19 protein-coding genes are annotated in these 19,905 nt (G+C 67.7%); 12 read left to right on the top strand and 7 right to left on the bottom strand.

The window, feature by feature from the left end:
* The 5 genes from BMY12_RS05830 to BMY12_RS05810 are packed head-to-tail and all read right to left on the bottom strand — an operon-like array spanning nt 1 to nt 4,983.
* Entirely contained in the window at nt 1-435 is a 435-nt protein-coding gene (locus tag BMY12_RS05830) for a ribulose bisphosphate carboxylase small subunit (RefSeq protein WP_093283326.1), read from the bottom strand.
* Nucleotides 436-447: 12 nt separating this feature from the next.
* A complete protein-coding gene (locus BMY12_RS05825) occupies nt 448-1,908 on the bottom strand; it encodes a form I ribulose bisphosphate carboxylase large subunit (RefSeq protein ID WP_093283324.1) in 1,461 nt (486 codons plus the stop codon).
* Nucleotides 1,909-1,927: 19 nt separating this feature from the next.
* Complete coding sequence (gene fba / locus BMY12_RS05820; protein WP_093283320.1) at nt 1,928-3,010, bottom strand: class II fructose-bisphosphate aldolase; 1,083 nt, start codon at nt 3,008-3,010, stop codon at nt 1,928-1,930.
* A 41-nt stretch (nt 3,011-3,051) separates the two neighbouring features.
* The gene (locus BMY12_RS05815) at nt 3,052-3,927 is read right to left on the bottom strand and encodes a phosphoribulokinase (RefSeq protein WP_093283318.1); all 876 of its coding nucleotides are present in this window, start codon (nt 3,925-3,927) and stop codon (nt 3,052-3,054) included.
* 24 nt (nt 3,928-3,951) lie between these two features.
* Nucleotides 3,952-4,983: a class 1 fructose-bisphosphatase gene (locus tag BMY12_RS05810; protein ID WP_093283315.1), complete on the bottom strand. Its 1,032-nt coding sequence runs from the start codon at nt 4,981-4,983 to the stop codon at nt 3,952-3,954.
* Nucleotides 4,984-5,185: 202 nt separating this feature from the next.
* On the opposite strand from BMY12_RS05810, the gene BMY12_RS05805 reads away from it, so the two are divergent.
* The 9 genes from BMY12_RS05805 (at nt 5,186) to BMY12_RS05770 (ending at nt 16,860) form a co-directional block, all read left to right on the top strand.
* A complete protein-coding gene (locus BMY12_RS05805; RefSeq protein WP_093283312.1) occupies nt 5,186-6,115 on the top strand; it encodes a LysR family transcriptional regulator in 930 nt (309 codons plus the stop codon).
* A 116-nt stretch (nt 6,116-6,231) separates the two neighbouring features.
* On the top strand, nt 6,232-7,236 hold the full coding sequence (locus BMY12_RS05800) for an NADH-quinone oxidoreductase subunit B family protein (RefSeq protein WP_093283310.1): 1,005 nt from the start codon (nt 6,232-6,234) through the stop codon (nt 7,234-7,236).
* A 301-nt stretch (nt 7,237-7,537) separates the two neighbouring features.
* Nucleotides 7,538-8,989 (top strand): nickel-dependent hydrogenase large subunit, encoded by a 1,452-nt coding sequence (locus BMY12_RS05795; protein WP_093283307.1) that lies wholly within the window; start codon nt 7,538-7,540, stop codon nt 8,987-8,989.
* 178 nt (nt 8,990-9,167) lie between these two features.
* The gene (locus BMY12_RS05790) at nt 9,168-9,842 is read left to right on the top strand and encodes an ANTAR domain-containing response regulator (RefSeq protein WP_245732378.1); all 675 of its coding nucleotides are present in this window, start codon (nt 9,168-9,170) and stop codon (nt 9,840-9,842) included.
* The gene (locus BMY12_RS05785; RefSeq protein ID WP_093283305.1) at nt 9,842-11,056 is read left to right on the top strand and encodes a CmpA/NrtA family ABC transporter substrate-binding protein; all 1,215 of its coding nucleotides are present in this window, start codon (nt 9,842-9,844) and stop codon (nt 11,054-11,056) included. The genes BMY12_RS05790 and BMY12_RS05785 overlap by 1 nt, the downstream gene beginning before the upstream one ends.
* 345 nt (nt 11,057-11,401) lie before the next feature.
* Entirely contained in the window at nt 11,402-13,105 is a 1,704-nt protein-coding gene (locus BMY12_RS05780; protein WP_093283302.1) for a hypothetical protein, read from the top strand.
* On the top strand, nt 13,102-15,942 hold the full coding sequence (locus BMY12_RS19905) for a tetratricopeptide repeat protein (protein ID WP_143068855.1): 2,841 nt from the start codon (nt 13,102-13,104) through the stop codon (nt 15,940-15,942). Before BMY12_RS05780 ends, BMY12_RS19905 begins: the two co-directional genes overlap by 4 nt.
* Nucleotides 15,926-16,585, top strand: coding sequence for a tetratricopeptide repeat protein (locus tag BMY12_RS05775; protein WP_177188864.1), 660 nt, complete (start codon nt 15,926-15,928; stop codon nt 16,583-16,585). The genes BMY12_RS19905 and BMY12_RS05775 overlap by 17 nt, the downstream gene beginning before the upstream one ends.
* The gene (locus BMY12_RS05770) at nt 16,582-16,860 is read left to right on the top strand and encodes a hypothetical protein (RefSeq protein ID WP_093283297.1); all 279 of its coding nucleotides are present in this window, start codon (nt 16,582-16,584) and stop codon (nt 16,858-16,860) included. Before BMY12_RS05775 ends, BMY12_RS05770 begins: the two co-directional genes overlap by 4 nt.
* 12 nt (nt 16,861-16,872) lie before the next feature.
* On the opposite strand, the gene BMY12_RS05765 is transcribed toward BMY12_RS05770, so the two are convergent.
* Together BMY12_RS05765 and BMY12_RS05760 are read right to left on the bottom strand one after the other, a co-directional pair.
* Nucleotides 16,873-17,283: a DUF3293 domain-containing protein gene (locus BMY12_RS05765; protein ID WP_093283295.1), complete on the bottom strand. Its 411-nt coding sequence runs from the start codon at nt 17,281-17,283 to the stop codon at nt 16,873-16,875.
* Nucleotides 17,280-17,795, bottom strand: coding sequence for a YqiA/YcfP family alpha/beta fold hydrolase (locus BMY12_RS05760; RefSeq protein WP_093283293.1), 516 nt, complete (start codon nt 17,793-17,795; stop codon nt 17,280-17,282). The genes BMY12_RS05765 and BMY12_RS05760 overlap by 4 nt, the downstream gene beginning before the upstream one ends.
* Nucleotides 17,796-17,831: 36 nt before the next feature.
* Between BMY12_RS05760 and BMY12_RS05755 the strand changes: the two genes are divergently transcribed.
* The 3 genes from BMY12_RS05755 to BMY12_RS05745 are packed head-to-tail and all read left to right on the top strand — an operon-like array spanning nt 17,832 to nt 19,876.
* Entirely contained in the window at nt 17,832-18,152 is a 321-nt protein-coding gene (locus tag BMY12_RS05755; RefSeq protein WP_245732377.1) for a hypothetical protein, read from the top strand.
* A complete protein-coding gene (locus BMY12_RS05750; RefSeq protein WP_093283289.1) occupies nt 18,149-18,448 on the top strand; it encodes a hypothetical protein in 300 nt (99 codons plus the stop codon). The genes BMY12_RS05755 and BMY12_RS05750 overlap by 4 nt, the downstream gene beginning before the upstream one ends.
* Before the next feature lie 9 nt (nt 18,449-18,457).
* Nucleotides 18,458-19,876 carry an alpha/beta hydrolase family protein gene (locus BMY12_RS05745; protein ID WP_245732375.1) on the top strand — a complete coding sequence of 473 codons (1,419 nt, stop codon included), beginning with the start codon at nt 18,458-18,460 and terminating at the stop codon, nt 19,874-19,876.
* Nucleotides 19,877-19,905: the final 29 nt, after the last annotated feature.

The following is a 19,905-nucleotide window of genomic DNA, read 5'->3' as shown; positions in this document are numbered from 1 at the left end:
TTAGTACCTCTCACCTTCTGGCTTGGCGCTGCTGTAGCCCTGCACGGTGTAACGCAGGCTGCGGCCTTGCACTTCCTGGCGCACCAGGCCGAAGCCGGGCTCGCTGGGCGGACGGTTGACGATGAAGCTCATGGTGATCGATTCCACGTTGCGCGTGGAATCGAAGGCCATCATGCGGATGTAGTGATTCGGGAAGGTCTTGCGGCAGGCGGCCAGTTCCATCATCACGCCGGCGGCGTCTTTCAGATCGAACATCGGCATGCCGAACATCTCCCAGAAGGTGTTGCGCGGATGCGGATCATCCGTGTACTCCACGCTCCAGGCATAGCCCTTCTCCAGGCCGTATTCGATCTGCTGCTTGATCTCGGCGTCGCTCAGGTCCGGCAGAAAGCTGAACTGGCCCTGGGTGAGACGTTGCATCGGGTTGGTCATCATGGTGCGGTCTCCTTAGCTGGCGGTGGCGGTGGGCACGAAGTCCGAGGTGTCGGTCGAGGTGTAGTTGAAGCTGATCTCACCCCAGGTATCCAGCGCAGCCTTCAGCGGCGTGCACCAGCGTGCGGCGGCGCGCAGGATCTCCGGACCTTCCTTGACGATGTCCTTGCCCTCGTTGCGGGCCTTGACCATGGCTTCCAGCGCCACGCGGTTGGCCACCGCACCGGCCTGGATGCCCTGCGGATGGCCGATGGTGCCGCCGCCGAACTGCAGAATCACATCGTCGCCGAACAGGTCGAGCAGCTGGTGCATCTGGCCGGCGTGAATGCCGCCCGAGGCCACCGGCATGATCTTCTTCAGATCCGCCCAGTCCTGATCGAAGAACAGGCCGCGCGGCAGATCCTGCTTGGTGTAGCTGTCGCGGCAGACGTTGTAGTAGCCCTGCACGGTCAGCGGATCGCCTTCCAGCTTGCCCACCGCGGTGCCGGCGTGCAGATGGTCGCACCCCGCCATGCGCAGCCACTTGGCGATCACGCGGAAGCTCACGCCGTGGTTCTTCTGGCGCGTGTAGGTGCCGTGGCCGGCGCGGTGCATGTGCATCAGCATGTCGTGCTTGCGGCACCAGTTGGCCATCGACTGGATCGCGGTGTAGCCGATCACCAGATCGACCATCACCACCACCGAGCCCAGTTCCTTGGCGAACTCGGCGCGCTCGTACATGTCTTCCATGGTCGCGGCGGTCACGTTCAGATACGTGCCCTTCACCTCGCCGGTGGCGGCCGAAGCCTTGTTCACCGCATCCATGCAGTACAGGAAGCGGTCGCGCCAGTGCATGAAGGGCTGCGAGTTGATGTTCTCGTCATCCTTCATGAAGTCCAGGCCACCCTTCAGGCCTTCGTAGATCACGCGGCCGTAGTTGCGGCCCGAGAGACCCAGCTTGGGCTTGGTGGTGGCGCCCAGCAGCGGACGGCCGAACTTGTCCAGACGCTCGCGCTCCACCACCAGCCCGGTGGGCGGACCCTTGAAGGTCTTGAGATACGCCACCGGCACGCGGATGTCTTCCAGGCGCGCGGCCTTGAGCGGCTTGAAGCTGAACACGTTGCCGATCAGGCTCGCGGTCATGTTGGCGATCGAGCCTTCTTCGAACAGGATCAGGTCATAGGCCACGTAGGCGAAGAACTGGCCCGGGGTGTTCGGCACCGGATCGACGCGATAAGCCTTGGCGCGATAGCTGTCGCAGGCGGTGAGGCGGTCGGTCCACACCACGGTCCAGGTCGCGGTCGAGGATTCGCCGGCCACCGCCGCCGCGGCTTCCACCGGGTCCACGCCTTCCTGCGGCGTGATGCGGAACAGGCAGATCACATCGGTTTCCTTGGGCTGGTAGTCGCCGTCCCAGTAACCCATCTGGCGATACTTGAGCACACCGGCCGAGTAGCGCTGCTTGGCACTCATCGGGGGATTGGCAATGTCATTCATGGTTCGTCTCCAATGATCTTCAGGCGGCCACCGACAACTCGGGGCCTTGCGGGTCGAGTGCGCCACTCTTGTAGCGGCGCGCCATCTCGGCCAGCGGAATGGTCTTGATGCGGCTGGCCTGACCGGCCGTGCCGAACTCCTCGTAGCGCTGCTGGCAAAGCGCACGCATGGCGTCCATCGCCGGCTTCAGGAACTTGCGCGGATCGAATTCCGCCTTGTCCTTGGTCGCGATCTTGCGGAACTGCGCGGTCATCGCCAGACGGCAGTCGGTGTCGATGTTCACCTTGCGTACGCCGTACTTGATGCCCTGCTGGATCTCCGCAACCGGCACCCCCCAGGTCTGCGGCATGGCGCCGCCCCAGCGGTTGAACTCTTCCTGCAGGTCCTGCGGCACGGAGGAGGAGCCGTGCATCACCAGATGCAGGCCCGGCATGCGGCGGTTGATCTCCTTGACCACGTTCATGGCCAGGATGTCGCCGGTGGGCGCGCGCGAGAACTTGTAGGCGCCGTGGCTGGTGCCCATGGCGATGGCCAGCGCATCGACGCGCGTGGCGCGCACGAAGGCCACGGCCTGATCCGGATCGGTGAGCAGCTGATCGTGCGAGAGCGTGCCTTCCGCGCCGTGGCCGTCTTCCTTGTCGCCCTTGCCGGTTTCCAGCGAGCCCAGGCAGCCGAGTTCACCCTCCACCGACACGCCCACCGTGTGCGCGGTTTCGGTGACCTTGCGGGTGATGTTCTCGTTGTACTCGTAGCTGGCCGGGGTCTTGGCGTCGGCCTCCAGCGAGCCGTCCATCATCACGCTGGTGAAGCCGTTCTGGATCGCCGAGAAGCAGGTGCTCTGATCATTGCCATGATCCTGATGCAGGCACACCGGAATCTCCGGGTAGATCAGCTCCACGGCCTCGACCATCTTCGCCAGCATGGTGTCGTTGGCATAGGCGCGTGCGCCGCGGCTGGCCTGCAGAATCACCGGCGCGTCCACCGCCTTGGCGGCGGCCATGATCGCCAGCACCTGCTCCATATTGTTGATGTTGAACGCCGGCACGCCGTAGCCGTATTCGGCGGCGTGATCGAGCAGTTGTCTCAAGGTGATGCGGGCCATCTTGCCTCCTGATCAGGTGCGTTGTCTTGTTGTCTGGGGATTCACAGCATGCGTCGGCGCGTCTGCACCAGACGCAGAATCATCGGGGTGAGAATCAGCTGCATGGCCAGATCCTGCTTGCCGCCGGGAATCACGATGGAATTGGCGCGCGACATGAAGCTGTTGGGGATCATCGACAGCAGGTAAGGGAAGTCGATGCCATGCGGATCGCGGAAGCGGATCACCACCATCGATTCGTCGGGCGTGGGAATCCAGCGCGCGATGAAGGGATTGGAAGTGTCCACCGTGGGCACGCGCTGGAAGTTGATGTCGGTCTGCGTGAACTGCGGGCAGATGTAATGCACGTAGTCCGGCATGCGGCGCAGCATGGTGTCCATGATCGCTTCGGTGGAATAACCCCGCTGGCTGCGGTCGCGATGCAGCTTCTGGATCCACTCCAGGTTGATGGTCGGCACCACGCCGATCTTCAGATCGGCATGCTTGGCGATATCCACCGGATCATGCTTCACCGCGCCGTGCAGGCCTTCGTAGAACAGCAGATCGGTGTTGGCCGGCAGCGGCTCCCAGTCGGTGAAGGTGCCGGGCGGGCTGTTGTACTGCTGCGCCTCGCGCTCGTCGTGCACGTAATGCCGGGTGCGGCCGCCGCCGCTCTTGCCGTAGTCGCGGAACAGCGTCTCCAGCTCTTCGAGCAGATTGGCGTCCGGGCCGAAATGGCTCAGGTGGTTGTTGCCCTCGGCAGTCGCCTTGGCGATCGCGGCCTTCATCTGCGCGCGGTCGTAGCGGTGAAAGGCATCGCCTTCGATGTACGCCGCCTCGATCTTCTCGCGGCGGAAAATCTGCACGAAGGTGTTCTTCACCGAAGTGGTGCCGGCGCCCGAGGAGCCGGTGATCGAGATGATGGGATGCAGGGCCGACATGGCTTGTGGTCTCCTTTTATGGTTTTAACCGCGCAGCAGGCCGCGACGCGCAAACAGCGGCCAGCCCTGCGTGCTCTGGATGGGATCGAGGTGATAGCGGCGCACACGCTCCACCTTGTCGGCCGAACCGAACACCAGCGGAATGCGCTGATGCAGCTGTTCGGGCTCGATGTCCAGGATGCGCCGCACGCCGTCGCTGGCCGCGCCGCCGGCCTGTTCCACCAGCAGCGCCACCGGATTGGCTTCGTAGACCAGGCGCAGACGGCCGTGGCGGTACGAAGGACGGCGATCGGCGGGATACAGGAACACGCCGCCGCGCATCAGGATGCGATAGGTGTCCGCCACCAGCGACGCGATCCAGCGCATGTTGAAGTCACGGCCGCGCGGACCATCGGTGCCCTGCAGGCAGTCGTCGACGAAGGCGCGCACCGGCGCGTTCCAGTGCCGGTAGTTGGAGGCATTGATCGCATACTCGCGGGTGCCGGCCGGCAGCTCCAGCTTGGCGTGGCTGAGCACGAAGACATTGCGGCGACGGTCGAGCACGAACACCGAAGTGCCCTGGAGCAGGCTCAGCACCAGCGCGGTCTGCGGTCCGTAGACCACGAAGCCCGCGCCCAGCTGCTGATTGCCGGCCTGCAGGAAGCTCTGCGGCAGATCCTCCAGCGCCGGCAGAATCGAGAAGATGGTGCCGATCGAGACATTGGTGTCGATGTTCGAGGAGCCGTCGAGCGGATCGATGGCCACCACCAGCGGCGCATCCGGCTGCAGCACTTCAGGGTGATCGCTTTCCTCCGAGGCGATCGCCGCCACCGGCGCGCCACGCAGACGGCGCAGGAACAGCTCGTGCGCTTCCACGTCCAGCTGCTTCTGTGCGTCCCCGTCGCTGTTACGGCCGCCGTGCATATCGCCCATGGCGCCGGCCAGCACGCCCAGTGAGACGCGCTCGGCCAGTTCCTGCGCGGCTTCGGCGATGGCTTGCACGGTCGCGGTCACCACGCGCGCCTGCGGCCCGCTCTGGGTGGCCAGGTATTCGCCCAGCGTCAGATGTTCCGACATGGCCTCATCTCTCCTGAATCAGCGGCGGCAACGCCCCCATGGCGCCGGCCTATGGGGCTGTACCTTAGAGAGCGATGGTTTTCAAAACAAACTAAATATTGTTGCCATTACATCAAAAATAATTTCATAACCACGGCAGGCCGCCTTTCAACGAAACTGCAGGCCTATTGCCCGGCATTAAGGAATATTTGAAGATCGCGGCATGGCCAATCTGACCCTCAAGCAATTGCGCACCGTGGCGGTGATCGCGCGCTGCGGCACCATCACGCGCGCCGCCGGCGAGATGCATGTGACGCCGGCGGCGCTGACCGCGCGCCTCAAGCAGCTGGAGGACGAACTGGGCATCAAGCTGTTCAGCCGCACCAGCGCCGGACTGATCGCCACCGAGGCCGGGCACACCATGCTGGCGGCGGTGGAGGAGGTGGACACCGTCATCAAGCGCTGCGTGGAGCAGATGGATGTGCTGCGCGGGGTGCGCGGCGGGCGCGTGGCGCTGGGCGTGGTCTCCACCGGCAAGTATTTCGCGCCGCGCGCGGTGGCGGTGTTCGGCCAGCAGTATCCGGGCGTGGAGATCCGTCTGGTGATCGGCAACCGCGACGAGATCATGCGCGCGCTGCGTGATTACAAGGTCGATCTGGCGATCATGGGCCGCCCCAGCAGCGACTTTCCCACCGAGCACCGCATCATCGGCGAGCATCCGATGGTGATCGCGGCCTCGACCGATCACCCCCTGGCCAAGCGCCGCCGCATCGCGCTCTCCGATCTGGCCAGTGAACGCTTTCTGGTGCGCGAGATCGGGTCCGGCAGCCGGGCGGTGTTCGAGCTGCTGGCCGACCGCATCAAGAGCGAGCGCGTCAACATCGCCATGGAGATCGAGAGCAACGAGACCATCAAGCAGGCGGTGATTGCGGGCCTGGGCATCACGCTGATCTCCGCGCACACCATCGAAGCCGAACTCAGTGCCGGACGCCTGGTGATTCTCAATGTGCAGGGCCTGCCGATCCGCCGCCACTGGCTGCTGGTGCGCCGCGCCGATCACGAGCTGGGCCCGGGCGCGCGTTCGTTCTGGGAGTTCATGCTCGACAAGGGCCCGGGCCTGCTGCCGCATGTGCCGCTGAAGGCGGTGCGGTGAGCGTATGATCGTGGCGTGTGAGGCTTGTTGCTGAGAGCTGAGATGTGGGCGATGAGACGCGGCGGACTGGTCCTGGCTCCACGCTCACCTCCAAAGATCCGGGGGAGAGAAAAAAGATGAATGAGCGTTTCAAGGTTCTCTGGCTGCAGTCCGGGGGTTGCGGTGGCTGCACCATGTCGCTGCTCTGCGCCGAATCGCCGGACGTGCTCTCGACCCTGGATGGTTTCGGCATCGATCTGCTCTGGCATCCCTCCCTGAGCGAAGCGTCCGGGCGCGAGACGCTGGCGCTGCTGGCGCGCATCGAGTCCGGTGAGCAGGCCCTGGATGCGCTGTGCGTGGAAGGCTCGCTGCTGCGGGGGCCCAATGGCAGCGGCCGCTTCCATCTGTTCGGCGGCAGCGGCCGGCCGATGCTGGACTGGGTGCGCAGCCTGGCCGCACGCGCGCGCTATACCGTGGCGGTCGGCAGCTGCGCGGCCTATGGCGGCGTCACCGCCGCCGGTGCCAACCCGTCCGACGCCTGCGGCCTGCAGTACGACGGCGCGCAGCTGGGCGGCGCGCTGGGCGCCGAGTACCGCTCGAAAGAGGGCTTGCGCGTGATCAATGTCGCGGGCTGTCCCACGCATCCGGGCTGGGTCATCGACACCCTGGCAGCACTGGCCTTGCGGGAGCTGGACGAGGATGCGCTGGACGCGCTGGGCCGGCCGCGCATGTATGCCGACCAGCTGGTGCATCACGGCTGCACGCGCAATGAGTATTACGAATTCAAGGCCAGCGCCGAGAAGGCCTCCGATATCGGCTGCATGATGGAGCATCTGGGCTGCAAGGGCACCCAGGCGCATGGCGACTGCAACACGCGCCTGTGGAACGGTGAAGGCTCCTGCACGCGCGGTGGCTATGCCTGCATCAACTGCACGGCGCCCAATTTCGAAGAACCCGGCCATGCCTTTGCGGTGACGCCGAAGATCGCCGGCATTCCCATCGGCCTGCCCGCCGACATGCCCAAGGCCTGGTTCGTGACGCTGGCCTCCCTGTCGAAGGCTGCGACCCCCAAGCGCGTCAAACTCAACGCAGTGCAGCCGCGCGCGATCATCCCGCCCGCGATCCACCGCCCGGAAGACTGAGAACCTATCCGTGAATTGCGCACGTCTGCATTGCTGCCGAAAATCGCGCCGGGCAAGGCGCGAAACGCAGGCCTTGGCCCAAAAGCGATTGACGGGGCCAAGGTCAAGTTTCGCAACGCCGCACGGTGCGATTTTCGGCGCAACCCGAAGGGACGGGGCCCCCGGTGGACTACTGGGGCCGCAGGGCGGCGTTGGCAGCCGCTGGCTTGGAATCCCAAGCGGCGCGTCTGCCGCCTTGCCCTGCGGCAAAACGAGCTCGGTCGCAGACGCGCGCAATTCACGGACAGGTTCTAAGAGCTAAATGAGACAGATCACACTGGGGCCCTTCAATCGCGTGGAAGGCGATCTGGAGGTGCATCTGGCGGTGCGCGAAGAGCGCATCGTGGCGGCGCAGGTCAATTCGCCGCTGTTTCGCGGCTTCGAGCAGATACTCGAAGGCAAGGCGCCCAGCGATGCGCTGGTGATCACGCCGCGCATCTGCGGAATCTGCTCGGTGGCGCAGTCGATGGCCGCCGCTGCCGCGCTGGCCGACGCCATGCAGCTGCAGATGCCGCGCAACGGCGAGCTGGTCACCAACCTGATTCTGGCCAGCGAGAATCTTGCCGACCATCTCTCGCACTTCTATCTGTTCTTCATGCCCGACTTCGCGCGCGAGGCTTATGCCGCGCGGCCCTGGCATGAACACGTGGCCGCGCGTTTTCGCGCCCTGAGCGGCAGCGCCGCCGCCGAGGTGCTGCGCGCGCGCGCCGAATTCCTGCATCTGATGGGCACGCTGGCCGGCAAGTGGCCGCATACCCTCACGCTGCAGCCGGGCGGCAGCTCGCGTGCGGTGGAGCCTGGCGAGCGTCTGCGCCTGCTGGCGCTGCTGGCGCAGTTCCGGCGCTTTCTCGAACAAAGACTCTACGGCGACAGCCTGGAACGCATCGCGGCGCTGAGCAGTCGCGAGGAGCTGGAGGCCTGGCGCGCACAGGCGGCCTGGCACCAGAGCGATCTGCGCACCTTCCTGCATCTGGCCGAGCAGCTGGATCTGTACGCGGTGGGCCGCGGCAGTGAACGCTATCTGAGCTACGGCGCCTATCCGCTGCAGCAGGAGCGCCTGTTTGCGCGCGGGGTCTGGGACCGGGGCGCGGCGCGCAGCCTGGATCTGGCGGCGATTGCCGAGGACATCTCGCACAGCTGGATGCAGGGCGACAAGCTCAGCCTGCCGCCCGCGCAAGGTCGCACGCATCCGGATGAGAACCGTCCCGGCGCCTATTCCTGGTGCAAGGCGCCCCGGCTCAATGGCGAGGTGATGGAGGTGGGCGCGCTGGCGCGGCAGCTGGTGGATGGCCAGAGCCTGATCCGCGATCTGGTGGCGCGCGGCGGCGGCAGTGTCGCCACGCGGGTGATTGCCCGTCTGCTGGAAATCGCGCGCGTGCTGCTGGCCATGGAGGACTGGCTGCGCGCGCTGCAGTCCGACAAGCCTTACTGCGCCTTCGCCAAGATGCCGATCGAGGCGCAGGGCGTGGGCCTGGTGGAAGCCGCACGCGGCAGCCTCGGCCACTGGCTGCGCGTGCACAAAGGCCGCATCGCGAATTACCAGATCATCGCGCCCACCACCTGGAATTTCTCCCCACGCGATGCGCAGGGCGTTCCCGGTGCCCTGGAACAGGCGCTGGTGGGTGTGCCGATGGCCGCCGGCGAAGAAGATCCGGTGCTGGTGCAGCACATCGTGCGCTCTTTTGATCCCTGCATGGTCTGCACCGTGCACTGAAGCAGTGCCAGGGCTTTTTGCAATACGTTCGCATTCTCACCGCAATCAGTGAGTTAATGCTTGTAACCGGTGCTGGCACGGCTTTCGCTTTCCCGCTGACTCTTAAATAGCAGCAGTGCCCGGTCAAACGGAGCACTGAATGGCTGTCGCAAGGATTGCAGGCAGCGGGGGGCTTCGAGTGGCGACTGATTACAGCGGCAAATCGGATTTGCAGAGCGGTCCACGAAAACCGGCACTGGCGCGCGCGGATCGTTTGCGTGTGGTGCTGGTGGATGACGATACGGCGCGTTCGGCCTTCGTGACGCAGGCCTTGCTGGCACTGGGTCACGATGTGGTGGCGCGGCTGTCGGCCAGCGAAGACCTGCTCACCGCCGTGCGGCGCGTGCGGCCGGACGTGATTCTGGTGGACATGGACAATCCCGCGCGCGACGTGCTCGACAACTGCGCCGCGGTGACGCTGCAGGTGCCGCGGCCCATCGTGTTCTTCGCCCGCGATGCCGATCCCGACACCATCTCGCAGGCGGTGCGCGCGGGTGTCTCGGCCTACATCGTCGACGGCATGGCCGCGCATCGCCTGAAGCCCATCCTCGATGTCGCCATCGCGCGTTTTCGCGAGCATCAGAAACTGCGCAATGAACTCGACGAGATGCGCACGCGTCTGGCCGACCGTCGTGACGTGGAGCGCGCCAAGTCGCTGCTGGCCAAGCTGCGCAGGCTCGACGAGGCGCAGGCCTACGCGCTGCTGCGCAAGAGCGCGATGACGCGGCGCGTGACCATCGGCGAGGCCGCGCGCACGGTGCTGGCCGCCGCCGAACTGCTCGACGCCGACAGCGGCGCGCGGGAGGAGAACTGATGAATGTGATGTTGCCGTTCCGGCCGGAGATCAGCAGCCTGACCATCGGCTACATGCCGCTGCTGGATTCGGCGCCGCTGCTCTGGGCCGCGCATCGCGGCTACTTCCGCGCGGCGGGCCTGGATGTGGAACTGGTGCGCGAAGTGTCCTGGGCGAGCCTGCGGGATCGCCTGGCTTATGGCGCGCTGGACGCTGCGCAGTGCCTGGCACCGATGCCGGTGGCGGCGACACTGGGCGCCGACGGCGTGGGCGTGCCCATGGTCACCGGCCTGTGTCTGTCGCAAGGGGGTTCGGCCATCACCTTCTCGCGCAGCATGGCGGCGCGCATCGGCCTGAAGGAAAACATGGAGGTCACGGTCAGTGCCGCGGCGGTGGCCGATTACGTGCGCTGCGGCGGCCGTCTGCGTCTGGCTTATGTGTTTCCGTTTTCCATGCATCACTATCTGCTGCGCGACTGGCTGGCGCTGGGCGGGATCGACGAAGACCATCCCGGCATCGAATATTCCGTGGCGCCGCCGCCGCAGATGGTGCGCCTGCTGGAATCCGGCGCGGTGGACGGCTTCTGCGTGGGTGAACCCTGGAACACGGCGGCGGTGAAGGGCGGACTGGGTTTTGCCGTGACGCCGACCAGCCGCATCTGGGACGGCGGCGCGGAGAAAGTCCTGGGCGTGACGCGGGAATGGGCGCAGCTGTTTCCGCAGACGCATCGCGCCATGATTGCCGCGATTCTCGCCGCCCTGCAGGAGCTGAGCGGCCGCAATGTCGCGCGCGAGCTCACGCAGCTGCTGCACAAGCTGCAGGTGGTGGCGGTGCCGGAGAGCTGGATCGAAGCGGTGCTGCGCGGGCAGGGCGTGGGCAGCGCGCCGCGCTTCGTGTCCGGTCTGGAAGCGTTTCCGCGCCGCTCGCAGCTGATGTGGTGCGCGCTGCAGATGCTGCGCTGGCGCCAATGGCAGCAGCCCTTGTCGCTGGCCGCACTCACTTCCTCCGTCTGCGACATGCAGGCTTATTGCGATGCCGCACGCGCGCTGGGCATGCCGGGGCCGGCGGTGGATTGCGTGACGGAAGGGGCCGGCTACGTGGTGATCGGCGCCGATGGCACCACGGTCAGCTCGCGCTTCATCCGCGGCCCGGTGCTCGACCCGGCCGATCCGGCGGCCTACCTCGCCGCACGCGGCTGGCCGGGTGAGGCGGCGCGTGCGGTGGCGCGCGCCTGAGGCTGTGGCACAAGGCTTGCAAAAAAATTCCTGCTTGGGGTTTGAGACTGCCATGCGCCCGCTGCTCGGGTTCGCCACGCGGACCTGAGCAGCGGGCTGGCAGTAACCGGCCCCGGCTCTGATTGCAAAAGTTCGGATCAGGAAGTCGCAGACGACTTCCATCATTCAAGCGGCCAATGACGCCCGCGACCATTCGCGCCCGCCCCGTAGCGGGTTGCCCGGAGTCGCCATGTCTGATGCCTCGTTGCTGTTCCCCTACATCACCAATGTGATCGCCCTGCTGGCGCAGGGCGTGCCGCTGGCCATGCTGCTGTTCTACGTGCTGGACCGGCACGGCTCCTGAGCATGCGCCTGTTCATCGTCTCGCGCTGGCGCCTGCTGCTTGGCGTGCTGGTTCTGGTGCAGAGCGCCGGCGCAGCGGCGCAGCCGGATGCAGCGCTGGCCGACGCGGCCGCGTCCCTGCACGCGCAGGTGCTGCGCTGGCAGCAGATGCATGCGCCCGGCGCGGTGCTCTATGTAGCGGCACCGGAGCTGCAGCCCGAGCTGCGCCTGATTGAAGTCTTCGTCGATCAGGTGCCGGCGCAGCGCTATCGCTTCAGCGAGATCGAGGCGGCAGCGCTGCGCGAAGGCATGCGTCAGCGTCTGCCGCTGGACGCGCTGTCGGCGGGGCGGCACCAGCTGCGCATTCATGCGGTGGCGCGCGAGCCCGGCAGCCAGAATCGCGAAGCGGCCATCGATACGGTGCTGGAGCAGTCGCTGACCCTGCCGGCGCAGGATGGCGTGCTGGAGCTGGTGCTGACGCAGGAAGGCAGTTTCGCGGCGACGCGTCTGCGGCTGCGCAGCCTGGAAGATGCCGATGCCCGCAGCGAGGCCCGCCAGCGTTACGCCGCGTTCCTGGACGCCAGCGGCCAGTCGTTTGCGGCCGAGGCCGAGCGCCGCCTGCTGCAGATGCAGAACAGCGTGCCCTCGGCCACAAACGCCGCTGCGGCCCCGGACCACGACGGCATCTTGCTCGCGCGCTACCAGCGCGCGCTGAGCGCACTGGCCGCAGATGAAAGCGGCGCCGAAGCCCAGCTTGAACAGCTGAACCAGGAGCCGCTGCGCAGCGAGCTGGCCCTGGCGCTGCGTGATCAGGCCAATCTCAGCCTGGCGTACCGCGATCTGCGCGCCCGGCGCGGTGAACAGGCGATCGCGCGGCTGCAGCGCATCCGCAGTCCCGGACCTTGCGACAACGCGGCGCTGCTGGCCCTGGGCTGGGCCTATCTGCTGCCGCGCGGCGCGGCGGGTGCGGCGCAGGATCGCGAGGCGACGGTGTCGCTGCGGCCGGTGGGCGAGGATGCGGTGGCGCAGGCGCGGCGGCTGACGCCGTTTCGCTACCGGCAGGCGGTGGCCGAAGGCGAGCGCGGTGAGGACATCCGTCGGGCGCTGGTGCCCTGGGAAGAACTGATCGGCCGTGACACCCTCGATCCCGCCGTGCAGGAGGGCATGCTCGCGCTGCCCTATGCCCTGGATCATTTCGGCGCGCATGAGCAGGCGCTGCAGTATTACCAGCGCGCCATCGTGCAGCTGCAGGCGCTGCGGGCCCGGCTGGCGGCGGCGCAGGCCCAGCTCGACAGCGGCGAGCTGCTGGCGCTGCTGGATGCGCGTGACGGGGATCGCGATGGCGGCTGGTCGCGGCTGCTGGTGGATCGGCGCGAGGACCAGGAAGCGGTGCCGCTGCGCCTGATGCGTCGCGATGCGGCGCTGGCGGCGGCGATGCAGGCGCATCGCGACACGGCGGCGATCAGCCGGGCGCTGGCGCAGGATGCCGAGCGGCTGCGCGCGAGTTCGGAGGCGCAGGCCAGCACCCTGCTCGGCGAGGTCGATGCCATGCAGACGCAGCTGCAGGCGCGGCTGCGGGAAGAGGACGCGCGCTTCGCACCGCTGGCGCAGCGCTGGCTGCGCAGCCTGGATGCACAGAGCCAGGTGTACCTGGCCGAAGCGCACTTCGCGCTGGCCCGCGCCAATGACCGTCTGCCCGGTGCACCCAGCTATGGAGCCGCGCCATGAAGCGCCTGCTCCCCGTCTTGCTGCCGGTGATCCTGAGCGCAGGCCAGGCGCGCGGCGCCGAGCCGCAGTCCACCGTCGGCAGCGTCACGCAGAACAATGGTCTGAGCCGGAACGGGCATCTGATCGTGATGACGCCCAGCATCCTGCGCGCGACGCCCTCGGCGCCGCAGCAGGCCGAGCTGCAGCGCGCCATCGCCGAATACGATGCCCTGATCGAGCTGCCGGAGGCGCCGCCCGCGCTGCGCGCCGAAGCGCTGCGCCGCGCCGCCTATCTGCGCGTGTGGCTGGCGGACGTCGGCGAACAGGGTGATGGTCCGCAACTGCGGCGCGCCATCGCCCTGTACCAGCAGTTGCTGCGCGAGCTGCCGGATGATCCGGCCAATGATCTGGCCCTGTATCAGCTGGCGCGCGCCTGGCAGCTGGCCGGTGACAACGCGCAGGCACTGACGGCGCTCACGCAGATCGCAGCGCGCCATCCGCAATCGACGCTGCTGGCCGATGCCCAGCTGCGCGCCGGCGAGCTGCTCTACGCGCAGCAGCGCTATGCCGAGGCGGCAAGCCAGTACGCGGCCATCGTCGCGCGCGGCGCGCAGGCCGCCGGCAATGCGCCGTACTTCGGCATCGCGCAATACAAATACGCCTGGAGTCTGTACCGGCAGAACGAGTACGAGCCGGCGCTGGGCGTGTTCCTGGCGATTCTCGACCGCAGCCTGCCGCCGGGCGCCAGCGAGGAGCCGGCGGTGCTCGATGCACTGGCGGCCCAGCAGCAGGAATTTGCGCGCGAATCGCTGCGCCTCGCGGGCGTCTGCTTTGCCGCGCTTGGCGGCGGCACGGCGATGAACCGCTACTTCGCCGCACACGGTGAGCCGCGCTATGCCACGCTGCTCTACAACGCGCTGGGCGCGAGTCTGCTGGCGCAGCGTCGCTACAGCGATGCGGCCCTGGTCTACACGGCTTTCATCGAGCGCCATCCGCTGCATGCGCTGGCGCCGGCCTTCCAGCAGCGGGTGATCGGCGCTTATCGCGAGGGTGGTTTCGGCGAACCGCTGCGTGCGGCGCAGGCGCGCTATGTGCAGCAGTATTTTCCCGGCGCGGCGTACTGGCAGGGGCAGGCGCCCGCTGCGGCGGTGATGCAGGCCCTGCGCCAGCATCTGGATGAGCTGGGGCGCTATTACCACGCGCAGGCGCAGCAGCTGCCGCCGGGCGAAGACACGGCGCGACGCACGGCCTTCGCCCAGGCGGCGGAAGCGTATGCGCGTCTTCTGCAGCTGCAGGAGGACCCCGCGCAACGCGTTGCCATCCGGCTGCTGTACGCCGATGCGCTGCTCGATGGCGGTCAGACGCGCGCGGCGGCCGGGCAGTATCTGCACGCGGCTTATGACCAGCCCGATGCCCGCGCGCCGGAGGCGGCGCTGGCTGCGGTGCAGGCTTACCAGCGTCTGGCCCAGGAGGTCGCGGCCAGCGAGCGACCCGCCGCGCTGCGCGAATCGCTGGCGGCGGCGCAGCGCCTGGATGCCGCCTTCCCGCAGCATCCGCAATGGGCGGCGGTGATGACGCGCAGCGCGCAGGATCTCTACGAGCTACATGAGGACGCCAGCGCCCTGGCCCTGGCGCAGCGCGTGTTGTCCGGCACACGGGCGCTGACGCCGGGCCAGCGCAGCGAGCTGCTGGCGGTGGTGGCCGATGCGCAGTACGCGGCGCAGAACTATCCGGCGGCGGAGCAGGCCTATCTGCAGGCCTTGCAGCAGAACACGGCGGAGCCTTCGCGGCGCCGCGAGTTCATCGAGCATCTGGCGACGGCCATCTACCGGCAGGGCGAGGCGGCGCGCAGCGGGGGTGATCTGCGCGCGGCGGCCACGGCGTTTGCCCGCGTCAACCGCCTGGCGCCCGGCAGCCGCATCGCCGCCACCGCCGACTACGACGCCGCCGCCGCGCTGATAGCGCTGAAGGACTGGACGGCGGCCCTGCTGATGCTGGAAGCCTTCCGGCAGCGCTATCCGCAGCATGCCTTGAGCGATGAGGTGGATCAGAAGCTCGCCTTTGCCTATGAGCAGGATCAGCAGCCGGCCGCCGCCGCGCAGGCTTATGCGCGCGTCGCCGCGCAGGCCGCGACCGCGACGCCGCTGCGCGAACAGGCGGCCTGGCAGGCTGCCCAGCTTTATGAGCGCGCGGGCCTGAAGCCGGCGGCAGTCCGCGCTTATGAAAACTATGTGGCCGGCTATCCGCAGGACGCGCAGCGCGGGCTGGATGCGCGGCGGCACCTGGCCGATCTGGCACGCGATTTCACGCACGATGAATCCGCCTACCGGCACTGGCTGCAGGAGATCGTGGCCGTGGACGCGGCGGCGCGCAGCGCCGGCTCGCAGCACGAGGCGGCGCTGGCGAGTCTGGAGCTGGCCCGTCTGGACGCGGCGAAGGCACGCAGCCTGCCGCTGAGCGAGCCGCTGGCGCGCAGCCTGCTGGCGCGCAAGCAGGCCACGCAGACGGCCATCGAGGGCCTGCTGCGCGCCGCCGCTTATGGCGATGCGGAAGTCAGCAGCGCCGCGAGCTATGAGGTCGGCGCCGTCTACCGCGACTTCGGCCGCGCCTTGCTGGCTTCGGAGAAACCGGCGCAGCTGTCCGGTGATGCCGCCGAGCAGTATCAGATCCTGCTGGAAGAGCAGGCCGATCCGTTCGAGCGCAAGTCCATCGCCGCGCATGAGGCCAATCTGCGCCGCATCAGCGAGGGTTTATGGAACGACTGGGTGCATCGCAGCGCGCAGCAGCTCGCCGAGCTGGCGCCGGCGCTGTATGGCAAGCGCGAACTGCGCGAGGAGCGTTATGAAGCGCTGCGTTGATGATCGTCTGCTGCCGCTGCTCTGCGCGGTGTTGCTGAGCGCCTGCAGCACGCCGCCGCTGCGCAGCGATGCGCCGCCGCGCGCCGCCGCGCCACAAGCCGCCACGCCGGCGTCGCCGGCGGCCGGGAGCACCATGGCTGCCGCGCAGACGCGCTTCGAGGCGGCGCTGAAGCTGATGCAGGACGGCCAGCGGGAAGCGGCGGTCGCGGCGCTGCAGGCACTGTGTCGCGACTACCCGCAGTTTTCCGGGCCCTACACCGATCTGGGCATTCTCTACAGCAAAATGCAGCGCCGCGACGCCGCCATCGCCAGCTTCGCGCAGGCGCTGCAGCGCAACCCGGACAATGTGGTGGCGCTGAACTATCTGGGCGGTCTGTACCGCGAGGCGGGCGACTACACGCGCGCCGAGCAGGCCTACCAGCAGGCGCAGCGCGTGCGCCGCGATTACGCCCCCAGTTATCTGAACCTGGCGATTCTCTACGAGCTTTCGCTGCATCGTCCGCAGCAGGCGCTGTCGCAGTACCGGCTGTACCAGCAATACGCCGGCGCGCAGGCGCAGCCCATGGTCACGGTCTGGATCAAGGAGATCGAGCTGGCAGGCGCGGCGCCCAGCAATCGCGTGGTGGCGGGGGCGGGGCCATGAGAACCCTGCTGCTGCTCTCGGCGGGGCTGCTGCCGCTCGCCGCGCTCGCCGCCGAACCGGCGAAGGCGCCGGAGATGGAGACGGTGATTGTCGGTGATCGTGAAGCCGCGGTGGGCCTGTATCTACTGCCCTGGAAGGAAGAAGCCGCCAGCGATATCGATCATCCGCCGCATCAGTACCAGCTGCAGGCGCTGGATGCGCAACAGTTCCGGCAGCAGGTCGAGGACGAGCAGGCCAATGCCGCTTACCGGCGGGTGCGACTGGAGCCGCGCTGAAGCGCGGCGGGCTTACAGCCAATGCAGCTGCGGCGCCCGGCCCAGCCGCGCGCCGACCAGGGCCAGCTGGCCGTAGCGGCGGGCCAGTGGTTTCACTGCGTGCAGCGGCACATCGAAAACCGCAAAGCCGTGTTCGCGCCAGTCGCCGTCGTCTGCGCTGCTTTGTGCCGGCACGCAGCGCCAGCCGTGCCGATGCAGCACCTGCGCCAGCGCGCGCTGGCGCTGACGGTTGAGGCTTTCGCACAGCCGGCGCGAGCGCGGATTGCTGGCGGTGATCAGAACCCACTGCCGGCGGCAGCCGGCGCGGCGCAGGGCGCGCTCGATTGCGGCCCGCCGCTGGCCGATGCGGCAGACCTGCGCACCCCCGGCCAGCTGCAGCTCGTAGTGCGCAGCGGCGTAGGCGGCGGCCAGCGCGGGCTTCACGGCGCCTGCATCAGCACCCGCAGCAGCAGGCGGTCCAGCAGCAGGTCCAGCATCTCCAGCTGATCGTTGAGGCCGTGATCGGAATCGAGCAGGTGCAGCTCGGCAGCGTGCTGCCGCGCGAAGCGCTGCGCACGTTCCACCGGCACGATCTCGTCGTGCCAGCCGTGCACCACGCTGCACAGCGCCGGGATGCCCTCGGGTTCGGCATCCCAGCCGGGGTAGGGGAAGTACAGCGCCGGCGCCATCAGGAACAGGGCGCGGGGCTTCAGTGTCGCGCAGGCCATGGCGCTGACGTAGGCGCCCATGCTGGAGCCGGCCAGCACCAGGCGCTGCGCCTGCGGCTGCAGCGCCAGCAGCTGGGCGATGCGGGCGGCGGGATCGTGCGTGTGACTATAATCCGGGCTGATGACCGCGAAGCCCCGGCGCTGCGCGGTGCGGGCCAGGTGGCTGATCTTGGTGCCCCAGGGTCCGCTCTCCTTGCCGTGTGCGAAGACCAGCAGATTGTCGCTCATCCTTTTTCGTCCCTGGAGTGAAGGCGCCGCATGATAATGAAAGCCCGCCGCAAAGCCGAAGAGGCCGAAACGCCGCTATCCGGCAAACGCGGCCGTCGTGCTGCCCGCAGCAAGGAAAAGCTCGATGTGCAGCTGACCGTGCGCTTCAACTTCGGCGATGAACCAAGGGATCATGTCACGGTCATCAATCAGCGCAGTGTGCCGATGGTGGGCAGCGTGCTGGTCAACCGCGACCGCATCGTGCGCGGGTTTTTGAGCCTGCTGCTGAAGACCGCCATGCTGCAGCCGCGCGTGGTGCGCGAACTGTTTCCATATCTGCCGCTCAGGAAGCGGCCGCAGGCCAAGAGCAAGCGATGAACAAGGGTTTGCAGATCGTCAACGCCTCGATACTGGCGCTGAACGTCACCTTCGCCCTGACCCTGGGCGTGGTCACGCTGATCTACAGCTTTTATCTGGACGCCGCGCCGCGCATCCGCGAGGAGTGGAGCATGGTGGGGCTGATGACGGCGATCTTCACCGTGCTGTCGCTGACCTCCTATGCCGGTTTCTTCGGCCTCTGGCGGCAAAAATCCTGGCGCTGGCCGGCGCAGGGCCTGATGTGGGCCAGCCTGTTGCTGGGTGGCGCCCTGTTACTGCGCATCCTGCGCACCTGATTCCCCGCCATGTCGAACCTGGAATATCGCAAACCCAAGCAATGGGAAGTGTTGGCCTGGGTGCCCATTGCCTCCGGTCTGTACTGGCTGCTGGCAGCGCAGGGCGCGGCCTGGTGGCTCTGGGCGGTGCTGCCCGGCAGCCTGCAGCTGGCGGCGGGCGTGAATCTGCTGGCCACGCCGGGCGGTGCGCGCAGCCTGGGCCTGCTGGCACTCGGCGCCGGCCTGGGCCTGCTGTTCCTGCTGCCGGCCTGGTGGGTGGCGGGTTTCGGCGTGGCCTTGCTGGCCGGCATCCTGTCCTTCCTGAGTTTGGTCACGGCCGGGCGGCTGGCGCTGCGTCAGGCGCCGCTGTATCTGGGCGCCACGCCGCCGGAAGTGTCCACGCGGCTGGACCTCAAGGTGGCTGTCGACGAACTGGTGCTCGGCTATTTCGTGGGCAGCGCGCGACTGCCCAGCGGCCAGGCCGCGACGCGTGCCTGCGAGGATGTGATGCGGCTTGCCGACGCGATCCGCGCGCGCGGCTGGGATCGCGATCCGCAGGCCCTGCACAGCGCGCCGCCGGCGCCGGAAGAGACCTATATCGAGCGCGGGCGTCTGCGCGGCATCGATTACGAAGTGCTGCGCTTCGACAGCGCCTATGGTCCGCCGGATGAGTTTCCCAATGCCGCGCACTGGCGCGGCCTGGCCAACAATGGCGAATGCCAGGTGCGTCTGCTGCGCCACCCCGGCAAGCCGCGGCCCTGGCTCATGTGCATCCACGGCTATCGCATGGGCATGCCCTGGCTGGATTTCAGCCTGTTCCCGCCCGAATACCTGCATCAGAAGCTGGGCCTGAACCTGATCATGCCGGTGCTGCCGCTGCACGGGGCGCGCCGCGCCGGCCTGCGTTCCGGCGACGAATACCTGGACGGCGATCTGGCCAATCTGTTCTACGCACAATCGCAGGCGCTCTGGGATCTGCGCCGCAGCCTGGCCTGGCTGCGCGCCAACGAGCCGGGCGCGCGCGTCGGCGTCTACGGCGTATCACTGGGCGGCTACAACGCCGCGCTGCTGTCCTGCCATGAAGCCGAGCTGGACTTCGTGCTGGCCGCCATTCCGCTGGCGGACGTGGCCCATGCGCTGTGGAGCGTGACCCCGCCGGCGCACCGCAGCTACCTGCGCCAGCAGGGCGTGACGGAAGCCCGCTATCGCGAAGTCCTCAAACCCGTATCGCCGCTGACGCTACCCTGTCGCCTTCCGCAGGAGCGGCGCTTCGTGGTGGCCGCCACCGCCGATCGCATCGTCGTGCCTTCGCATCCGCTGCAGCTCGCCCAGCACTGGGACGTGGCCGTGCAGTGGTATCAGGGCTCGCATCTGTCGATCCGCTACGAACACGAGCCGCGCGACCTCTTGAAGCTCGCGCTGTCCAGGGCCGCCTGGAATCTCGGCTGAAAAATTCTCTCACTGCCTTTTGGGCTTCT

The organism is Solimonas aquatica, from assembly GCF_900111015.1.
Lineage (GTDB): Bacteria > Pseudomonadota > Gammaproteobacteria > Nevskiales > Nevskiaceae > Solimonas > Solimonas aquatica.
This window is presented reverse-complemented; position numbering and strand designations above follow the sequence as displayed.